19 protein-coding genes and 1 pseudogene are annotated in these 17198 nt (G+C 40.7%); 13 read left to right on the top strand and 7 right to left on the bottom strand.

The annotated features are described in order from the left end of the window. Window positions 1–52 precede the first annotated feature (52 nt). Window positions 53–883 (bottom strand): endonuclease/exonuclease/phosphatase family protein, encoded by an 831-nt coding sequence (locus HWQ41_RS31320; RefSeq protein WP_292771696.1) that lies wholly within the window; start codon window positions 881–883, stop codon window positions 53–55. A 758-nt stretch (window positions 884–1641) separates the two neighbouring features. Here HWQ41_RS31320 and HWQ41_RS31315 point away from each other — a divergent pair. The 3 genes from HWQ41_RS31315 (at window position 1642) to HWQ41_RS31305 (ending at window position 3789) form a co-directional block, all read left to right on the top strand. Next, a complete protein-coding gene (locus tag HWQ41_RS31315) occupies window positions 1642–2070 on the top strand; it encodes a DUF4279 domain-containing protein (protein WP_292771695.1) in 429 nt (142 codons plus the stop codon). A gap of 379 nt (window positions 2071–2449) precedes the next feature. After that, entirely contained in the window at window positions 2450–3088 is a 639-nt protein-coding gene (locus HWQ41_RS31310; RefSeq protein ID WP_292771694.1) for a peroxiredoxin, read from the top strand. Window positions 3089–3204: 116 nt separating this feature from the next. Beyond that, entirely contained in the window at window positions 3205–3789 is a 585-nt protein-coding gene (locus tag HWQ41_RS31305; RefSeq protein WP_292771693.1) for a Uma2 family endonuclease, read from the top strand. 8 nt (window positions 3790–3797) lie between these two features. Here HWQ41_RS31305 and HWQ41_RS31300 read toward each other — a convergent pair. Next, window positions 3798–4067: pseudogene (locus HWQ41_RS31300) on the bottom strand (ATP-binding protein); the annotation flags it as partial. 421 nt (window positions 4068–4488) lie between these two features. On the opposite strand from HWQ41_RS31300, the gene HWQ41_RS31295 reads away from it, so the two are divergent. The 4 genes from HWQ41_RS31295 to HWQ41_RS31280 all read left to right on the top strand — a co-directional run bounded on the left by HWQ41_RS31295 (window position 4489) and on the right by HWQ41_RS31280 (window position 6241). Then, window positions 4489–4653, top strand: a complete 165-nt coding sequence (locus HWQ41_RS31295; RefSeq protein ID WP_292771692.1) for a hypothetical protein — start codon at window positions 4489–4491, stop codon at window positions 4651–4653. Between the two features lie 56 nt (window positions 4654–4709). Next, on the top strand, window positions 4710–5018 hold the full coding sequence (locus HWQ41_RS31290; protein ID WP_292771691.1) for a helix-turn-helix transcriptional regulator: 309 nt from the start codon (window positions 4710–4712) through the stop codon (window positions 5016–5018). Further along, window positions 5005–5913: a reverse transcriptase family protein gene (locus tag HWQ41_RS31285; protein WP_292771690.1), complete on the top strand. Its 909-nt coding sequence runs from the start codon at window positions 5005–5007 to the stop codon at window positions 5911–5913. Before HWQ41_RS31290 ends, HWQ41_RS31285 begins: the two co-directional genes overlap by 14 nt. Before the next feature lie 76 nt (window positions 5914–5989). Next, window positions 5990–6241: a hypothetical protein gene (locus tag HWQ41_RS31280; protein ID WP_292771689.1), complete on the top strand. Its 252-nt coding sequence runs from the start codon at window positions 5990–5992 to the stop codon at window positions 6239–6241. A gap of 40 nt (window positions 6242–6281) precedes the next feature. Here the strand turns inward: HWQ41_RS31280 and HWQ41_RS31275 are convergent, their stop codons facing one another. The 4 genes from HWQ41_RS31275 to HWQ41_RS31260 form a co-directional block, all read right to left on the bottom strand. Beyond that, complete coding sequence (locus HWQ41_RS31275) at window positions 6282–6956, bottom strand: DUF305 domain-containing protein (RefSeq protein WP_292771688.1); 675 nt, start codon at window positions 6954–6956, stop codon at window positions 6282–6284. Window positions 6957–7074: 118 nt separating this feature from the next. Then, window positions 7075–9291, bottom strand: coding sequence for a dynamin family protein (locus HWQ41_RS31270; RefSeq protein ID WP_292771687.1), 2217 nt, complete (start codon window positions 9289–9291; stop codon window positions 7075–7077). A 141-nt stretch (window positions 9292–9432) separates the two neighbouring features. Continuing rightward, a complete protein-coding gene (locus HWQ41_RS31265) occupies window positions 9433–11514 on the bottom strand; it encodes a dynamin family protein (RefSeq protein WP_292771686.1) in 2082 nt (693 codons plus the stop codon). 100 nt (window positions 11515–11614) lie between these two features. Then, complete coding sequence (locus HWQ41_RS31260; RefSeq protein ID WP_334785349.1) at window positions 11615–11857, bottom strand: DUF3040 domain-containing protein; 243 nt, start codon at window positions 11855–11857, stop codon at window positions 11615–11617. Window positions 11858–12135: 278 nt separating this feature from the next. Between HWQ41_RS31260 and HWQ41_RS31255 the strand changes: the two genes are divergently transcribed. From HWQ41_RS31255 to HWQ41_RS31240, 4 genes are all read left to right on the top strand, one after another. Next, window positions 12136–12720 (top strand): Uma2 family endonuclease, encoded by a 585-nt coding sequence (locus HWQ41_RS31255; protein WP_292771685.1) that lies wholly within the window; start codon window positions 12136–12138, stop codon window positions 12718–12720. A 164-nt stretch (window positions 12721–12884) separates the two neighbouring features. Further along, the gene (locus HWQ41_RS31250) at window positions 12885–13859 is read left to right on the top strand and encodes a cysteine synthase A (protein ID WP_292771684.1); all 975 of its coding nucleotides are present in this window, start codon (window positions 12885–12887) and stop codon (window positions 13857–13859) included. A gap of 73 nt (window positions 13860–13932) precedes the next feature. Next, the gene (locus tag HWQ41_RS31245) at window positions 13933–14271 is read left to right on the top strand and encodes a (2Fe-2S) ferredoxin domain-containing protein (RefSeq protein WP_292771683.1); all 339 of its coding nucleotides are present in this window, start codon (window positions 13933–13935) and stop codon (window positions 14269–14271) included. A 48-nt stretch (window positions 14272–14319) separates the two neighbouring features. Next, a complete protein-coding gene (locus HWQ41_RS31240; protein WP_292771681.1) occupies window positions 14320–15258 on the top strand; it encodes a DUF5331 domain-containing protein in 939 nt (312 codons plus the stop codon). A 246-nt stretch (window positions 15259–15504) separates the two neighbouring features. On the opposite strand, the gene HWQ41_RS31235 is transcribed toward HWQ41_RS31240, so the two are convergent. Next, on the bottom strand, window positions 15505–16500 hold the full coding sequence (locus HWQ41_RS31235; RefSeq protein WP_292771679.1) for a folate-binding protein: 996 nt from the start codon (window positions 16498–16500) through the stop codon (window positions 15505–15507). A 136-nt stretch (window positions 16501–16636) separates the two neighbouring features. Between HWQ41_RS31235 and HWQ41_RS31230 the strand changes: the two genes are divergently transcribed. Both HWQ41_RS31230 and HWQ41_RS31225 read left to right on the top strand, forming a co-directional pair. Beyond that, the gene (locus HWQ41_RS31230) at window positions 16637–16843 is read left to right on the top strand and encodes a type II toxin-antitoxin system HicB family antitoxin (RefSeq protein ID WP_292771677.1); all 207 of its coding nucleotides are present in this window, start codon (window positions 16637–16639) and stop codon (window positions 16841–16843) included. Continuing rightward, on the top strand, window positions 16833–17054 hold the full coding sequence (locus HWQ41_RS31225) for a type II toxin-antitoxin system HicA family toxin (protein ID WP_292771675.1): 222 nt from the start codon (window positions 16833–16835) through the stop codon (window positions 17052–17054). Before HWQ41_RS31230 ends, HWQ41_RS31225 begins: the two co-directional genes overlap by 11 nt. The last annotated feature ends 144 nt before the right edge of the window (window positions 17055–17198 follow it).

The following is a 17198-nucleotide window of genomic DNA, read 5'->3' as shown; positions in this document are numbered from 1 at the left end:
TGGTAGGGGCAATTCATGAATTGCCCCTACAGCGTGTGGTTTTGCGTAAGTCCTAGATATAAGTAAATTCTGCCAGCAATGGCTTGTGATCGGATGAACAAATTTGGTCTAGCACTTTAGCACTGGCTTTCTTCGCACTGAGATTTCGATAAAAGATATGATCTAAAGGGGGTGATAACAGGAAACGTTTAATTTTATCCTGATAATGAGGTGCGAAAATTACAGGCGTTAATCCTAATTGAGTTGTTACTTGATTGAGGATAACTGCTCTTTTTTGACTCCAAGTATTGAAATCTCCTGAAAATATTAGTGGCCCACGATGTATAGATAACGCTAGCTCTAATTCATTTAGTTGTATTTTAAATTTATTTAAATCTACAAAATTGATCAGATGAGTATTGATTGTCAGGAGAGTTGTGCTTTGTTCAGATAGCAGATATTCAGTAATTAAAGAAATCTTAGGAGTTCTAACAATCGGCTCATAATGTTTAGTAGTTATCACTTTTTTGGTGAGTGGACTGATTGTAGCTGCTGTGAAAATTCCCGAATAGGTTTGATGATGAATGTCTAAAAAGTTAGGAGCAAAATTCCAATTCATCTTCAGCCATTTTGCCCATTCATCTGCTTCTAACCTTAGAGAAAATTCTTGTAAAAATATCAGGTTTGGTTGATAAGTTTCAATAATTTTTGAAAAATCTTTTACCCAAGTTTTATTATAGTTTTGTTTAGCAATATTCCAACTGAGAACTTTAATTGATTTACTATTAATTTCTGTTTGGAGTGAATTATTTTTTTCAATTGTGAGTTCTTGTAAACGAAGAAATCTATAACCCGGAACAAATTTTGTAACGAGAGTGTTTACGTGTTGTTGAATATTAGGCATCACTAATATTAAAATGGATTTCTTCTAGCTTAACGCTATTGAACAGTCGTTATACCATTTATTTTTGAAGATGCGCCTATGGGACTTACCCAAAACCTCGCTGTAGGGGCAATTCATGAATTGCCCCTACGTGAATAAAGCGCAGCCTCACATAAAATTGGTATTACAGAGTTATGTTGCAAAAACTTGGAAAGCTTGGATAAATAAATACATCTACTACGGTCTAGAAGCCACGCCTCCAAAGCTTGCATCAAGCTTTGGAGGCGTGGCTATCCCAACTGGGCTAATCTCTTTCTGATATCTTCCGGCGCTAATTCTGGTAAAGCAGCTGCTAAACACGATTGAATCTTCATCCGCCCGATAAAGAGTCTCATTACCCCAATAGCTAGTCCCTTTTACTAATTTCCTTTACCATATGATCCACCCCAATGCTAATGCGGCTGTTTTAGCTGGGATGCGATCGCTCGTCAAACAATCCAAGCTTACCAGGAAATTCTAACTAACAAATTAATTTAACCCAACGCAGACAATAGCAGTTTTTGCCAAATAGGCGCTAGAACTGCTTTGACAAGGATATCCGCAATCATAAAACTAATCCTAATTAACATTAACGCTAAAAATAAAAATCCAGACATAGCAGTTGAGCTAGAAACAGGTGATATTTTTATTAAAATAGGCAAAGACAAATATTCTGGCGACCAAATTGGAAATATTCAAGATTTTTTATCTGAATAATAAACAGAGAATAAGTTAATAGGATGAGCGACAAAAAATCACGTTATTCTGCCAGTATATGTATTTATAGTAGTGCCTTAAGCGCCAAAGAGATAACAGATATGTTGGCTACTGAGCCAACTAGATCGCATGAAAAAGGTACTCCAATGAGTTCTCGCAACCCTAATAGCCGAATTAGACAAGGATCATCTTGGATTCTTGATAGTAAGCTTAATGAAGAAGAAGTATTGAGCGCACATCTTGAGCAACTAGTTTCTTTTATAGAAGAGCGTACTAATGAATTTGAAAAGCTTTTAGAAGTTTGTGAAATGGATATTTACTGTGGTTTTTTCTCAAATGAAAAAAGTGGTGAATTTGTTCTAAGTCCCAACCTTCTAAAAAGGCTTACCGTTATTCCAATAGAGGTTATAGTTATTCTATATCCACCAATAAGTAATTCTGATGATGAATAAATAGCCGATGCTGTCCAATGAATTAATAATTATTAATTAGGTTAAAACTCCACTTTTTCCCATAATTTAAAGCTTAGTACATGTCACCGTCAAAGGGGTTCGGAAATATTCAGATTGGATGTTGGGTTTCACTTCGTTCTACCCAACCTACGGATGATTAAATTCCATACCCTTTTTGTGGTGTTCTATACTTAGGGCAACGAAACCAAGTTTTAGTGGAGTTTTTAGACTTGTTTGTACACCGTAGCATCCTTTATCCGAGAGTGGTGACAACCTAAAATTTTGTTTCAAACCGCTAAAGCCCGATTGGGAAATAGGGGTTTTATGTCATGATGGCATACTAGAATATATATGCTTTTCTAACTACAGGGAATATCACATGGCTCTCCGTCTAGGTGACACAGTACCCAACTTTACGCAAGCCTCAACACACGGCGACATCGATTTTTACGAATGGGCAGGTGACAGCTGGGTTGTGCTGTTCTCTCACCCTGCTGATTTTACACCTGTTTGCACAACAGAACTCGGCACAGTTGCCAAGCTAAAACCAGAATTTGACAAGCGCAATGTCAAAGCGATCGCACTTAGCGTTGATAACGTTGAATCCCACAAAGGCTGGGTGGGAGACATTGAAGAAACTCAAAGCACCACCCTCAACTACCCAATCTTGGCGGATGCGGATCGCAAGGTTTCTGATCTTTACGACATGATTCACCCGAATGCTAATGCGGCTGTGACAGTGCGATCGGTTTTCGTGATTGACCCCAATAAGAAACTCCGTCTCACTTTCACCTACCCTCCCAGCACGGGACGCAACTTTGATGAACTTTTGCGGGTGATTGATTCTCTGCAATTGACTGATAACTACAGCGTGGCGACACCAGCTGACTGGAAAGATGGCGAGGATGTTGTAATTGTCCCCTCACTCAAAGATCCAGAAGTACTCAAAGAGAAATTCCCCAAAGGCTACAAGGAAGTTAAACCCTATCTGCGACTAACTCCTCAGCCTAACAAGTAAATCTGAAAATGATTTCGGATAAAAAAGCAAAGACGCCAAGATATAACTTTGCGTCTTTGTTTTTTGCGTGAGAATATAGTCAGTGGGCTAGGCATCCGAACCTGGAGGAAATCCCGATGTTTTCATCGCCTTTGGTTTTGCAAATTCCGTCATCAATGCAAATGACAGACGAACAATTTTTTGATTTCTGTCAGGTGAATCGTGACTTACGCATTGAGCGAAATAAATTTGGAGAATTGGTAATTATGCCTCCTACTGGTTCAGAGACAGGAAACCGAGAAGGTAACATCTCAGGACAGTTATGGGTTTGGTCGGAACAAGATGGTACAGGTATAACTTTTAGCTCTAGTACCGGATTTAAGTTATCAACAGGTGCAGAGCGATCTCCAGATGCTTCTTGGATTAAACTAGAACGGTGGAATGCTCTTTCTCCAGAACAACAAGAAAGATTTGCTCCCATTTGTCCAGATTTTGTAGTCGAACTCAAATCTCGCAGCGACAACCTCCAGACTTTGAAGGAAAAAATGGAGGAATATATGAATGAGCCAGGAATACATTTAGGCTGGTTGATTGACCGTAAGCAGCGTAAAGTTTATATTTATCGTCCTGGATTGTCAGAGGAATGTTTAGATAATCCTGCTACTGTTAACGGCGAGTTGGTATTGCCTGGATTTATTCTGAATATGAGTAAAGTTTGGTAGAAAAAGTTTTAGTTAAATTCAGGTTTGAAGTAATACAGCAATTTAAATTGGGAAATTGGGGTGACATCGAAGGGTAATTGAATAATAAAAGTGCTACCTTTACCTAATTCACTTTCCACGTTTAAACTACCTTGGTGTGCCTGAATAATTGCTTTAGCGATCGCTAATCCTAACCTAGAACCGCCAGTTTTACGAGAGCGATCGCTATTCACCCGGTAAAAGCGATCAAAAATCCGAGTCTGTTCCTGGTGTGGAATACCAATACTTATATCGTAGATCGCAAAGCGCATACTAATTCTTAAAAATATTCGCTAATAGCGAATAAAATTTCCTAAAACTGTGCTATACTCGGTTTAGTCAGGTTAAAGGAGACAGTTGCCATTCATTGGATTGTTATTTCGATCTGAGGGAGATGATAAAGCATCTTCTACCGTGTTTGCTGAAAAAAACAGTGGAAAAACACTTTAGAAAGCATAGGAAAACACAAGTAATTGTGAGTATCTATGTGAGCCTACATCAGGTACAACTAAAGAAGAAGTACCACTGATACAACCCAGCACAACAGCGTAGCCTAAGCAAGTTAGCTGCGGCAAGTATAGGGGAGGATTAAAACTGCCGTTCTCCGGGTTTGTTTGCGGCAACGCTTATTTACATCACTGTAAGTAAGTGCAAACACCCTACTAAAAGGAGATGTCTCCGATGGAGAATCCAGAATCTGACAAACGGCAGAAGCAGTCTAAAAAGCGTAAATATAAGCAGTGGCTGATATGGCTCCGCAAACCTCAAACGCTCCGTCTGCTATTTCAACTCGGTCCGGTCATCTTCAACTTATTGAAGTGGCTAATTGAGTTTTGGCAGAACTAGACTGCTAAATCTTCTATAGAAACCCTTAAAAAACCTCTAGCCAAGGGAGGTTAGATATGCTAAGTGAAGCTCTAAGATTGATAAGAGTATTCTATGACCTAACACAGAAAGAGCTTGCAGAAAAGCTAGGGATATCCAAGTCATATCTCTCGGAAATTGAGTCAGGGAAAAAAACTCCAACACTTGAGTTGCTGAACCGATACTCAGAGTTTTTTGATATACCAGCATCCTCGATCATGTTTTTTTCGGAAAGCTTAAATAAGGATATAAAAACAGAGAAGTTAAGGACATTCGTATCCTCTAAGATTCTTGCCATCCTTAACTTCATTGCTGAAAGGTCTGGTCGTTCTTATGCAGAAGAGTAAATATGCAAGATACGAATTAGACCAGTCGCCTTTTTACTGTTTGAAATCTAAAGCAAAACTTGCAAAGCTCTTGCGTGTTAGTCAAATTAAGCTTAAATTGCTTACTAACACAGAGCATTTGTATGTAGAGTTGGACATATTCGATCCAGAGAGAGGGAAAAGCCGTCGTTTTGAAAAGCCAAGACAAGACCTAAAAGGTCTACAAAAGCGGATTGAAGAGCTTCTAAAGCGAATTAAGGTTCCAAACTACATACATGCTCCTGCGAAAGGGCGTTCCTACATCAGTAATGCTAAAGCTCATGTAAATGCCACAGAAGTATGTAGCCTTGACATCGAAAAATATTTTCCTTCTACGCTAGCAAAGCATATTTATTGGTTCTTCCATACACAGATGAAATGCTCCTCAGATGTTGCTGCTATCTTAACCAAGCTCTCAACTTTCAAAGAGCATCTGCCAACTGGAAGCCCATCAAGTCCTATGCTCTCCTACTTTGCACATATAGGCATGTGGGAAGCAATCAACAAAATTGTTGAGATGGCAAATTGTACTCTGACTGTCTACATAGATGATGTTACAATCTCAGGCAATCATATTCCAAGTGAGTTGATTTGGCAAGTAGAAAAGCAGTTTCATCGCTATGGATTACGTAGTAATAAGAAAAAGGAAAAGCATTATATTAACAAAAAATCATACGAAATTACTGGTATTATTGCTACAAATCAAGGTGAGTTAAAAATTCCTAATCGGCAGCATTTAAAGATGCATCGATGTCGTCAGTTGCTCAAATTAGGTATTAAATATGAAAAAGAGAAAGATGTCTTGAAAAGCTTAAGAGGTTTAGAAGCACAAAGGCAACAAATCAGAAAAGCAAATAACGATTCGATACAAACATGACTAAATATCTTTAATCAGAAGAAAATTGTTGCCAGAAGCCACACTATTTAACTATTCACAAGCAGCGAGGTTAAAAATGTTGACTAGTGTTGAAGGAACATATCGTAATGGTCGAGTCGAACTCAGTGAACAACCCACCGATGTACATGAAGGAACACGAGTGATTGTGACTTTTATGAGGTCAAATGAGATTGACCTAGCTTCTCAAGGAATTAACGAAGCGCAGGCTGAGATTTTGCGATCGCATCTAGCAACCTTTGCAGATGACTGGGATAGCCCGGAAATGAGTATTTATGACAATTACGACGCAGCCAAAACAAATCTTTAAACGAGGTGATGTTGTTATGAATCTACACAGATACTTAGGCTCACTTGTTATACCAAGTTTTTCGCCACTGCTGCATTTGCTTAATCTCTGTATTTTGTGCCTTAATAATTTCTTGGGCTAATTGCTTAATTTCAGGGCGCTTAGACTTACTCAAAACATCTTTTGCCATTGTTACAGCCCCTTCATGGTGAGGAATCATCGCATTGATAAAGCGCAGATCAAATTCAGCATCAGCTGCACCTAAGTCTTGACTCATCATCATGGCTTTCATTTGGTTAGATGACATCTCCATCATGTGCCCCATTTGACTGTCATAAGCCATTGGTTTATCTCCCGCCTTCGGATACCAAGCTTGTCGCCACTGCTTCATCTGAGTGATTTCTTGGTTTTGCGATTTGATGATATTGTCTGCTAGCTTTTTGATTTCAGGACGTTTTGATTTCTGCTGCGCTTCTTTAGCCATTTCCACAGCCCCTTGATGATGCGGTATCATAGCATCGAGAAATCGTAAATCAAAGTTAGCATCGGCTGGGCCTAAATCCATTGCCATGCTGTGATTCATCTGCTTGTCGCTAGTATTGGTAGCGGTTGCATTTGGGGCTTGGCTTTGGTTCTGGGAAGCAGTATTAGTACAGCCTGTGATTAACCCACCGCCAGAAGCGATCGCAGTCAAGGTTAACGCCAAAAAGCCATTCCTCAAAGATAGCAGTTGCATAAGTCTCACCTAATAGTTTCCTAATTCTATATTTACTTCTTAGCTTTGCAACTAGAAATGAAATTAGGATGAAATTTAAAGATACCCGACTTCTCAAAAAAGTCAGGGATCTTGTTTTTCATTTCTCACTCAAAATTCTGTAAGCTTCATTAAGTAAGTACATTTTCTCTTGTGCTTGTTTTAGCAGTTGGGGCTTACCAACAAACAAATCTGGATGCCATTTTTTTACTAAAGTTCGATAAGCCTGCTTTACCTCAACCAAAGAAGCATTTGGTTGCAATCCTAAAATGCTGTAGGCGCGAGTAATCTTATCTTTTTCCGTCTGGGTTTTTGCTTGGTTGGGTGCTTTGTTGCCTTGAGTTGTATTTTGCTGTTTGCCAGTTTGAGAAGCAGGCGATGTCTGACGACAAGCCTTAGGGCTACGCATCTCTGCTTTCATTCGCGCTATTTCCTCATTGAGTTCCCAATCACGAAATTTCGCCTCTACCTCTTCTGGACGTGGAGAAACAGATTTTACCCTTGTCTCACTATTCTTAGCAGTATTTTCCTGTTGTTGCTTAATACCGGGATCTTTTTGAGGGGAAGTTTGAACTCTCTTTGGTTGTGGCGAATATTTTTTATTGGTATTTGTGTATTTTGGTATTTCTTTATAAGGTTGATGATTTGAGAGTATTTTGACTTTCTCTAACTCTTGCAGTAACTGATTAAAACCGTTTTGTAACTGCTGCAAATTTTCACGTTTATTAGTAATTTCTAATAGTTGTTGACTGAATTCAAAACAAATTACTTTCTCAGCTTTTTGTTCATATTCATTCAAAATTGATAAGCCTTGACTGCTGAAGCGAGAGAAATAATCTTCAATTGCAGTTATACAAAGTTTAGCAACTTCCTGATGATAAGATTCCTTTGCTAATTGTTCGTCTTGTGTCTGGATATTCTTGTTTAACAAATAAGAAATACTCCCGACGACAGCAGCACCCACCGGGCCGCCTAATAACCAACCAATACCACCACCAACAGCGATGGAACCAGGTTCACTCAAATCATCAGTATTGCTTGGCTTTGAGGGTAGTATTACTTGTGGGTCGCTAGGAAAGGGAATTAATAAATCTTGCGGTCGTTCTTCTTGGAAAAATTCGTAAGCTTGATAAAGCCATTTCACTGCCGCAAATTGCAATTGGGTCAGGTCTTTTTTAAGAGTATTTGTTTGCCAAGCTTTAAAGTTATTTTCTGCCAATGCAACTGCTGCATCAGCTTGATATTTTGCGAGTAGCTTGGGTAATGTTAGCCAATCGCGTAACTCTCCCACGCTAGTAGCAAAACCTTTATAAATTAAGTTGGCTGCTTTTTGTTTAATTTCGATTTTGCTATTTTCTTTATCATCAAAGGATTTTATTTCAAGAGCAATCGGGTCAATTTTAGCTTTTAATGAGAGTTGGATTTGAGAAGCGATCGCTTGCACTCTTGGCAAACGCACACTACCACGATTTGGTTGCAAAATCCCCACAATATTTTGCAAAGCTGTCTCAAAAGCCGCTAACCCGCTACTATTGGCAGCAGCAACATCGCCTTTTAATCTGGCTCTTAAGGCAGGTAAAGCATCAACGCGATATAAATTACTAAAACCTGGAGGTAATTCGGCTCGAAAACTTTCGGCAACAAACACCAGACGATTTTGAACTTGTTTTTGCTCGTCGGGTTCGAGTAAATTAAGAAAATTGGCAACAAATATAACTGTTTTAATACCGCGATCTAATAGCCAATCTCGTAAATTTTCCCGCTCTCCTAAAGTCATTAACTTACGTGCATCTAATAATTGGATAACTAAATCTGCACTTAAAAGTTGTTCTCGGACTAAATTATCTTGTTCATCTCGATCATTTGTTCCCGGTAAATCGAGCAATTCTACTCCTGTTTCTAAGAAGGGATGGGGACAAAAAACTTCCACCGATGCTACATCTTTTCGCATCTGCCTATTGCCATCAATAATTGCAAATTGCTGTAAAACTTCTGTGCCACTGCGGGAGATTTCTGTACCATCTACCAAGATGATGCGAGTTCGCACATCAGAGCCATACTTGACAGTAATTGCCGCGCCTGTGGTAGGAATTAAATCAATTGGTAAGGTGCGATTCCCCAAAATGGCATTTAATAGGGTAGACTTACCATGATTAAAAGGCCCAAATACCGCAATCCGAAAGCTAGGATTAATCAGATGATTGCAAATGGTAATTATATCTTGATGCAGTTGCGATTTGTGTTCTAAATTCAGTAACGCAGATGCAGATTTCAGAGAATCTGCTAAATCCTTATAACCTTCATACTGTTGTTGCATAGTTCCTCGTTCCCAGGCTCCGCCTGGTAATGCATATCATTGAGGCTACCGCCTCACATTCTTATTATCGGAGGCAGCAGCCCCCCCAGTAGGCATTCCCAGTCGGAGACTGGGAACGAGAGTCGAGAGTAATGAGAAATATCAGCTATAGTAAGCTAATAAATTGCTATATGCTGCCTCAATTTTTTGCAACTGAGCTATTACATCTTCCTGTAAATTATTTAAACGTTTGAACTCACTCTCACGATTAATTTCGCGTGTTTCTTTCTGCTTTAACAGATTATCTAATTCAGATTTACGAGATACAATATCATCGTTAATCCGCTTACTGACTTCTCTTTCGTAAGAGTCAAAACACTCTTTCACGGCATTGTATACAACCTGCGATTGCTCATGTGCGACTTGGGGTAGGTGTTTAACTAACTCTTTTTTAGCAGTTTTAACTAACTCTTTACGCGCTTGATCTGCTTGCAAAAATCCTACTCCCAAACCTAGTAGTGCAAACCCGATGGGGCCAAGAAAAATACCTGTCACTGCTGTAATTATTCCACCAACACCAATTACAGTGAAGTAGTTTAACAAGATATTTTTCCAATCAAATCCAGCGCCGGCGAGTGCGAAACCAGCAAGATTTCCCTTAGACAGTGATAACAATCCCATTGCCCATTTTGCCCATCCGGGTGAGTTATCTTCTTCAGCAGTAGTAGTGGTATTTACTTTGACGTTTTGTCCGGTGAGCTTTTCTGTGATTTGATCTGTGACTTGACTGTAAGACGCGCCATATTGTGCAGCACTGCGAGAAAGTTGTTTAAAAGCTACATTGATATCTTTTTCAGCAGTTAATGTCCAAGCAGCAGATTTATCAGTGATATATTGCTCAAAGGCTTTTTGCAGTGCGGTGTTAAATGCTTCTCGTTTACCACTACTGAGAAAATCAAATAGATTTAATTCTGGCTGATAGCGTAAAAAATCGTTTTCAAAGGTATTACCTAAGTTTAAAACGTAGCTGCGAAAAGATTCGGAAATCGTTCTTGCTTGAGTATCTCTGGTATTGATAATTTCTTTTTGGAATTCATCCCGAATACCTGTGAGTTTGTTAAACTCTGGTTCCACTGAATCAATTCGTTTTTTTAATTCATTTACATCTTGGTCAAGTAATGGTATACGTCTAGCAACTGCTTCACGAGTATGATTAACAGCTTGTCTAGCTAAGGTTCTGACTTGACGGAGTTCTGCGATCGCACGTTCTCTGGTAAGAAAATTATTAAGCGCTTCCATAAACTTAGGAAAGCCAGTTCCCTCTAAATCAGCTTGGGGATTTTTCAACCGTCGTCTGAGTGCTTGAATTGACGAAAGCTCAAACACTCGTTCGTCATAAATATTCTGACCTTCTACAGAACAATATTCTGCTAAATTCGCATTAAATACTTGCCGTAATCTATCCTCAGATCCTTTTAATTCTTCTACATCATCAGGATCAATCAATGATTCCCGCACCTGATCCCAAGCATTAACTAAGAAGAAAACTGTCAATCCTCGACCTTTGATATAATTTTCTAGGTAGCGACGCTCACCCAAGGTACAAGGTTGAGAAGCCCTCATCACAAACAGAATTGCATGGCAATTATTTACATAACCCAAAGATAATTCGTTTCGTGCTTCTGTATCATTTAATCCTGGACTATCGACAATTTCAATTCCTTTCTCTAATAGCGTTAAGGGATACTCAACTACTGCATAATCAACATCAGGAAAGGCTTGTTTTTTCTCCTGCTCTAGTTTTTTAGCTTCACCGGGGTCAATGGTATATTTATATTTAAAGTTCTGAAAATCTAGCTGTTGCGGACTTTTGCCATCATTAAAATGAATCGTAACTTTCTTTTCCGGGCCATAGCGTAAAACTGTTAACACTGCGGTACAAGGGTTAACATCGCTCGGTAATAAGTTTTCACCAATTAAGGCATTGAGAAAAGTGCTTTTTCCCCGTTTCATATCGCCCAAAACCAAAAGGCGAAATACACCTTCGCGGAGGTTTTTACTAGCTACAGTAATATCTTCAATATCTCGCTCTAAACTGAGTTTTCCTGATGAAGAGTCTCCAGCCAACTCAGCTTGATTAATTGTTTCAGCAATTTTGCTCAAACACACAGAAATCTCCGATCGCACTTGAGCAACACGCTCTAAATCTTGGATAAATCTGTCAGTTACTACCTGCTCACTCATAATAGTTAGACCTTTATTAAAGATTGGTTTTTTTGGATTCAAAAAATAATTTGTAAGACATCCACCCCAGCGCAGCAACAATAATAAACCCAGCCAGCACTTAGGCTATCTTCACTGCAACCAGCGTTACCACACCAAGAGCAAACAGCTTTCCAGCGAGGATAACTTTTTTGATCCAAGGTTTCTGGGAATCTTCCGGCTGATGCTTCACAGTTTGATGAAAAGCCGCATCGGTAGCCTGGATGTTAGTTTCCATTTCCCGGAGTCGTAATTCAACTTCTCGTTCTCGTAGTAAACGTTCCCGATGATCAAGTTCTTTTTGGCGATCGCTTTCAGATGTCATCGGTGTCCACCCCATCTAAGACAATGAAATGATGTCAGCATTCACTCGACAATCATGCAGTATACTAACTTACACGAATATTTTTTAACCCCAGTAAAATTACTATGATAATTTTCATCACCTGCTAAACTGAAGCTGGAAGTTAGCTACCATAAAATGCACTCGTTTTCTGGAAATTTGTAGCGAAAACGACTATTACCGCTATTTAGTTAATGACTTGCGTGAGAATAAGAAATAAAAGCCAGTCGGGTAGACAGCAAAACCTAGAGGAAATCATCATGCTTTCATCCCCTTTAGTTGTGCAAATTCCCCCCTCAATGCAAATGACAGACGAGCAGTTTTTTGACTTTTGTCAGGTTAATCGTGACTTACGCATTGAGCGGAATCAATTTGGAGAAATATCAATTATGCCGCCCACTGGTTCAGAGACAGGTAATCGTAACTTTAACGTTGCCTTACAGCTAGGAGTTTGGACAGAAAAAGACGGGACAGGTATTTGTTTTGACTCCAGCACAGGATTTAAGTTATCAACAGGTGCAGATAGATCGCCTGATGTTTCCTGGATTAAACTGGAACGGTGGAATGCTCTCTCGCCAGAACAACAGCAAAGGTTTGCCCCCATTTGTCCAGATTTTGTAGTTGAACTGAGGTCGCCTTCTGATAACCTCAAACCGTTGAAGGAGAAAATGGAGGAATATATGAGGGAGCCAGGAGTACAGCTAGGCTTGCTAATTGACCGCAAGCATGGCCGAGTCTATATTTATCGTCCTGGTGTGCCAGAGGAATATCTGGAAAATCCCGCCACTGTTAGCGGTGAATCAATATTACCTGGGTTTGTTTTGAATATGAGTAAAGTTTGGTAGAAGTAAATAAATACCTAAGTCTTAAATCAGCAGAAATCAAACCAAGGAGATATTCAATGAAGTGGCGTGTAATTCTTGAACCAGATGCAGAAACAGGTGACTTGTAAATCATGCCACCGCTATAAGCCAAAATTTTTATAGATACTCACACAGGTACAGTCAAAATGGATATTAAAAATGGCTTCGTCGGTGCTGTTGGCAACACACCCCTAATTCGCTTAAACAGCTTTAGTGAAGAAACAGGGTGTGAAATCCTTGGTAAAGCAGAATTCCTCAATCCTGGCGGTTCCGTCAAAGACCGCGCCGCACTTTACATCATCGAAGATGCCGAAGAGAAAGGTCTACTCAAACCCGGTGGCACCGTTGTAGAAGGAACTGCTGGTAATACTGGCATTGGACTAGCACATATTTGCAACGCCAAAGGCTACAAATGCCTAATTATCATTCCCGATACTCAGTCACAAGAAAAAATAGACGCACTGACAGCGCTGGGAGCAGAAGTCCGTCCCGTCCCTGCTGTACCCTACAAAGACCCAAACAACTACGTCAAGCTATCTGGCAGAGTTGCTGCTGAATTGGAAAATGCCATTTGGGCGAATCAGTTTGATAACTTAGCCAACCGCCGCGCCCACTACGAAACCACAGGGCCGGAAATTTGGACGCAGACAGATGGTAAAATAGATGCATGGACAGCTGCAACTGGTACTGGTGGTACTTTTGCTGGTGTGGCGTTGTACTTGAAAGAACAAAATCCGGCGATTAAATGCGTTGTTGCCGATCCGCTAGGTAGTGGACTTTATAGCTATGTCAAAACCGGCGAAATCAACATAGAAGGCAATTCCATCACCGAAGGCATCGGTAACGGTCGTGTTACAGCCAATATGGAAGGCGCACCTGCTGATGATGCTATCCAAATTGATGACAAAGAAGCTTTACGGGTAGTTTACCAACTGCTGAGGAAAGATGGGCTGTTAATGGGCGGTTCAACGGGTATTAATGTGGGCGCTGCTGTTGTTCTAGCGAAGCAGTTGGGCCCAGGACATACCATTGTCACCATCCTGTGTGATAGTGGTTCCCGGTATCAGTCGCGGATATTCAACCCGGAATGGCTTGCCTCAAAAGGACTTTCAATAGATTAGTCATTAGTCATTGGTCATTGGTCATTAGCTTCCGACTTTTGACAAATGACAAATAACAAAGGACAAATGACAAATGACCAACATAACTCAACCATCAAACTTCCCGATAATAGACCAACCCTCTTCTCCTAGATGTGTGCGAGTTTGTCAAAATCGCACTTGTAAAAAGCAAGGTGCCCTCAAGGTATTAGAAGCTTTTGCAGCTTTGCCAATGCCTGGTGTTACGGTAACGGCTAGCAGCTGTTTGGGACAATGTGGCAATGGGCCGATGGTGCTGATATTACCCGATATGGTCTGGTATAGCGGCGTTCAACCCGATGAAGTATCTTTACTGGTAGAAGATCATTTGCTAGGTGGTCAAATTGTCAAACAGATACTTTATTATCGGTTTCATCCCCAGAAATCAAACTAATTAACAATATCAATGTCTGCAATCTTGTTGACTGAAGCGAGGCATCCAATGAATATCCAGCAGCTGCGTCAATCCTTAAAACAAAAGTGGCTGATTTACTACGAGCAAAATATTCCCTGGCTGGTCAAAATACGAATTTGGGGCACTTACGATGGTCTGCGGCGTCCTTTGTCGGGTTTTATTTTGGCAACACTGTCTGTTTTGGAACCCCAGTTTGATGAAATACTTGCTTTTATGCTCGATCTGAATAACGATCCAGATAAAATAGTCGCCGCTTTAGGTCTTAACTTTAATCCTGATGAAGAGTTAGGTTTAATAAAATCAGAACATTCTATGGCTACAAGCCAAGTTGAAAGCGAGTCGCCACATGAGAAGCATTCTGAGGATAAATATGTGTCATCGGTTGTAACTGCCAGCAAGATTGTACCTCATTCTCCTGTCAAGACTTTAGACTCGAAGTTGCCACGCGCCGACCAATCAGTGCCATCATTTACAGCTACTACTGAGGTAGCTCACACACACAAACCGAAGTTGTTAGGTGTATTTGGCACTAAAATTGCTCCAGATACTCCCGTAAAAACTTCACACTCAGCCAAGCTACCCTCCGGTTTATTAAGTGAAGATAAACCAGTACGTAGCTCCTTTGCAGCTTCTCGTCAGACATCGCTCCTTGAACGCCTCCCTTCAGGAACATCGCTGACAATGACCACTGAGGTTAACAGCAAAGCTAAAACTATGCCATCTGCGCGACTCCCTTTAGGCGCATCGTTAGCAATTACCACCGAGATTAACAATAACGGCAAACCAGTGCGATCGCTAGCAATTACTACTGAGCTTAAGAGCAACGGCAAACATCCGAATATCCAACTAGAAGACGTTAAAAGCAAAGTGAATTTACCAACCACTAATGCCCGTAGTCTAGCTTCTTGGGTAGATGAATTTTGTCAGGGTACTAAATCGGACAGGGAAGAGGATATTTTTATTTGAACAATGATCACAACAGATGGAGCGCCAAAAAGCGATTACCACTAGTAGTCTGTCAAGTTGAAATTGATGGGTAAGCAAGTTCGTAGTAAGAACTTTATTCCTTATTTTCTAAGCACTAAAGTCCTTACTACAAATCCTAAAAACTAGCTGGGCAAAGTAGTAGAGACCCATTACCAAAGCGACACGAAGTGCAATTTCGCGTCTCTACTCTTTCTTAGTTACGAATTATGAATTACGAATTACAAATTACGGGTACTCGTGAGAAACAAACGGGATTTCTACTACTTCACCCTCAGTTTCTCCCACTTGGACTTTCAAGCCTACGCCACCAGCTTTGGTGCGAATGTAACCTAGTCCAAAATAACCATCAGCGGTTTCTGTATAACTGGTAAGTTTGCCGACCTTTTCATCTCCAACTGCGATCGCACTTCCAATTTCCGCAGGGGCACTGAGGCGCACACCAAATAGGTGTTGTTTTACACCTTTATATGTATTTAACCGAGCGATGGTTTCTTGCCCAATATAACAACCTTTATTAAAAGAAATTGTTTGCCACAAACCAACTTCCAGAGGATTGTAATCATCTGTGAGTTCGGCATCTGGGGCGGGGCGGCCTTGTAAGATTCGCAATGCATCCCAGGCGCGATCGCTCATTTCTACCGCCCCAGTTTCTAACAATTTGTTCCACACCGTTGCTTTGTCAGTATAGGGGAAAGTCAAAGTGTATCCGGGAGCCGCTAACCCACTACCCACAGCAATCCGCACTCCCTCGGCGGGAGCAATCGTGTATACTTTATGGCTACCGTAAGGTTGGCCAATGAGTTCGCCAATACCCAACTTTTCTAAAACAGCGTCGCTTCCTGGGCCAATCAGGCTGAAGGTGTTGGTGTATTGTGTGATATCAGATAATTCCACCTTGTCGGCAAAGAAAATATATTTATCCAGCCATTCCATGAGATACTGGCGGCGGTTAGGCGAAACTAGCAGGATTACCGCATTTTCTCTAACGTAGGCGGTTGCTAAATCAATTGTCCTGGCTGTGGAGGTGACGAAAACCGTATCACAACCTTGTCCTGGCTTGAGTATTTGGAAATTGTTAGTACTTTGGTTGTGCAAGAAGTTGAGGCGATCGTCGCCAGACACTTTGATGCGTCCCCAGGCGGTGCGATCGCATATAGCAACTGCTTCTTTTGCGGCTTCGATAGCTGCTGTGTCTTTATCGTCAATTGTAGATGTTGGCATGGTGATGAGAAGTTGCCCTGTTTCAATGTTGTCGCATTGGAAATCTTAGCAAATAAGGGTTTGCGGCTTCAATGCACCTCCGGTTTTCTTCTAGCGTATAATCAAATCAACAGAAAGTGCCGAACAATAAAAACTTATGAAACGAACTTTTACTGCAAGTGTATGGCAGGAAGGTAACTGGTTTGTGGCACAGTGCTTGGAGATTGATATTGCTAGCCAGGGCCAGACTGAAACTGAGACATTGGCTAATCTTGAGGAAGCTTTGTCACTGCATTTTGAACCACCAGTAGCTACTATTATTCCTCAAATTAAGACACTTCAGGTAGAAATAGGTGCCGCTTAAACCATTACCTTATCGTGAAGTGAAGCGTAGATTAGAGGCAGCAGGCTTTGGGGAAGTTAGCCAAAAGGGTAGTCACGTAAAGTTTGCCAAATCTACCGATGAAGGAACCCGTACTGCGATCGTGCCTCATTATCGAGAAATTACTATTGGTACGCTGGCCAGTATTTTACGACAAGCTGGGATAAGTGTAGAAGAGTTTGAGGGTTTGTAAGGGTGGCGTAGGGGTGAAAGGGGCGAGGCGATGCCTACGGCGGGCTGCGCCTACGCTCTTTTTCAAGATTCCATTGAAATATAGCGATCCTCATATCTTGCACCTGGAAATGTTGATGTCAAAACCAGAACTAAGTGTAAGAGG

The organism is Nostoc sp. NOS(2021) (assembly GCF_017115025.1).
In the GTDB taxonomy this organism is placed as follows: Bacteria; Cyanobacteriota; Cyanobacteriia; order Cyanobacteriales; family Nostocaceae; genus Nostoc.
This window is presented reverse-complemented; position numbering and strand designations above follow the sequence as displayed.

What these genes read in the sequence shown, in the direction of transcription:
- HWQ41_RS31275 (WP_292771688.1), bottom strand. Translation starts at nt 6,956, where the DNA reads ATGCAACTGCTATCTTTGAGGAATGGCTTTTTGGCGTTAACCTTGACT.
- HWQ41_RS31310 (WP_292771694.1), top strand. Translation starts at nt 2,450, where the DNA reads ATGGCTCTCCGTCTAGGTGACACAGTACCCAACTTTACGCAAGCCTCA.
- HWQ41_RS31230 (WP_292771677.1), top strand. Translation starts at nt 16,637, where the DNA reads ATGAAACGAACTTTTACTGCAAGTGTATGGCAGGAAGGTAACTGGTTT.
- HWQ41_RS31235 (WP_292771679.1), bottom strand. Translation starts at nt 16,500, where the DNA reads ATGCCAACATCTACAATTGACGATAAAGACACAGCAGCTATCGAAGCC.
- HWQ41_RS31320 (WP_292771696.1), bottom strand. Translation starts at nt 883, where the DNA reads ATGCCTAATATTCAACAACACGTAAACACTCTCGTTACAAAATTTGTT.
- HWQ41_RS31295 (WP_292771692.1), top strand. Translation starts at nt 4,489, where the DNA reads ATGGAGAATCCAGAATCTGACAAACGGCAGAAGCAGTCTAAAAAGCGT.
- HWQ41_RS31245 (WP_292771683.1), top strand. Translation starts at nt 13,933, where the DNA reads ATGACCAACATAACTCAACCATCAAACTTCCCGATAATAGACCAACCC.
- HWQ41_RS31240 (WP_292771681.1), top strand. Translation starts at nt 14,320, where the DNA reads ATGAATATCCAGCAGCTGCGTCAATCCTTAAAACAAAAGTGGCTGATT.
- HWQ41_RS31255 (WP_292771685.1), top strand. Translation starts at nt 12,136, where the DNA reads ATGCTTTCATCCCCTTTAGTTGTGCAAATTCCCCCCTCAATGCAAATG.
- HWQ41_RS31290 (WP_292771691.1), top strand. Translation starts at nt 4,710, where the DNA reads ATGCTAAGTGAAGCTCTAAGATTGATAAGAGTATTCTATGACCTAACA.
- HWQ41_RS31260 (WP_334785349.1), bottom strand. Translation starts at nt 11,857, where the DNA reads ATGACATCTGAAAGCGATCGCCAAAAAGAACTTGATCATCGGGAACGT.
- HWQ41_RS31270 (WP_292771687.1), bottom strand. Translation starts at nt 9,291, where the DNA reads ATGCAACAACAGTATGAAGGTTATAAGGATTTAGCAGATTCTCTGAAA.
- HWQ41_RS31265 (WP_292771686.1), bottom strand. Translation starts at nt 11,514, where the DNA reads ATGAGTGAGCAGGTAGTAACTGACAGATTTATCCAAGATTTAGAGCGT.
- HWQ41_RS31250 (WP_292771684.1), top strand. Translation starts at nt 12,885, where the DNA reads ATGGATATTAAAAATGGCTTCGTCGGTGCTGTTGGCAACACACCCCTA.
- HWQ41_RS31280 (WP_292771689.1), top strand. Translation starts at nt 5,990, where the DNA reads ATGTTGACTAGTGTTGAAGGAACATATCGTAATGGTCGAGTCGAACTC.
- HWQ41_RS31285 (WP_292771690.1), top strand. Translation starts at nt 5,005, where the DNA reads ATGCAGAAGAGTAAATATGCAAGATACGAATTAGACCAGTCGCCTTTT.
- HWQ41_RS31305 (WP_292771693.1), top strand. Translation starts at nt 3,205, where the DNA reads ATGTTTTCATCGCCTTTGGTTTTGCAAATTCCGTCATCAATGCAAATG.
- HWQ41_RS31315 (WP_292771695.1), top strand. Translation starts at nt 1,642, where the DNA reads ATGAGCGACAAAAAATCACGTTATTCTGCCAGTATATGTATTTATAGT.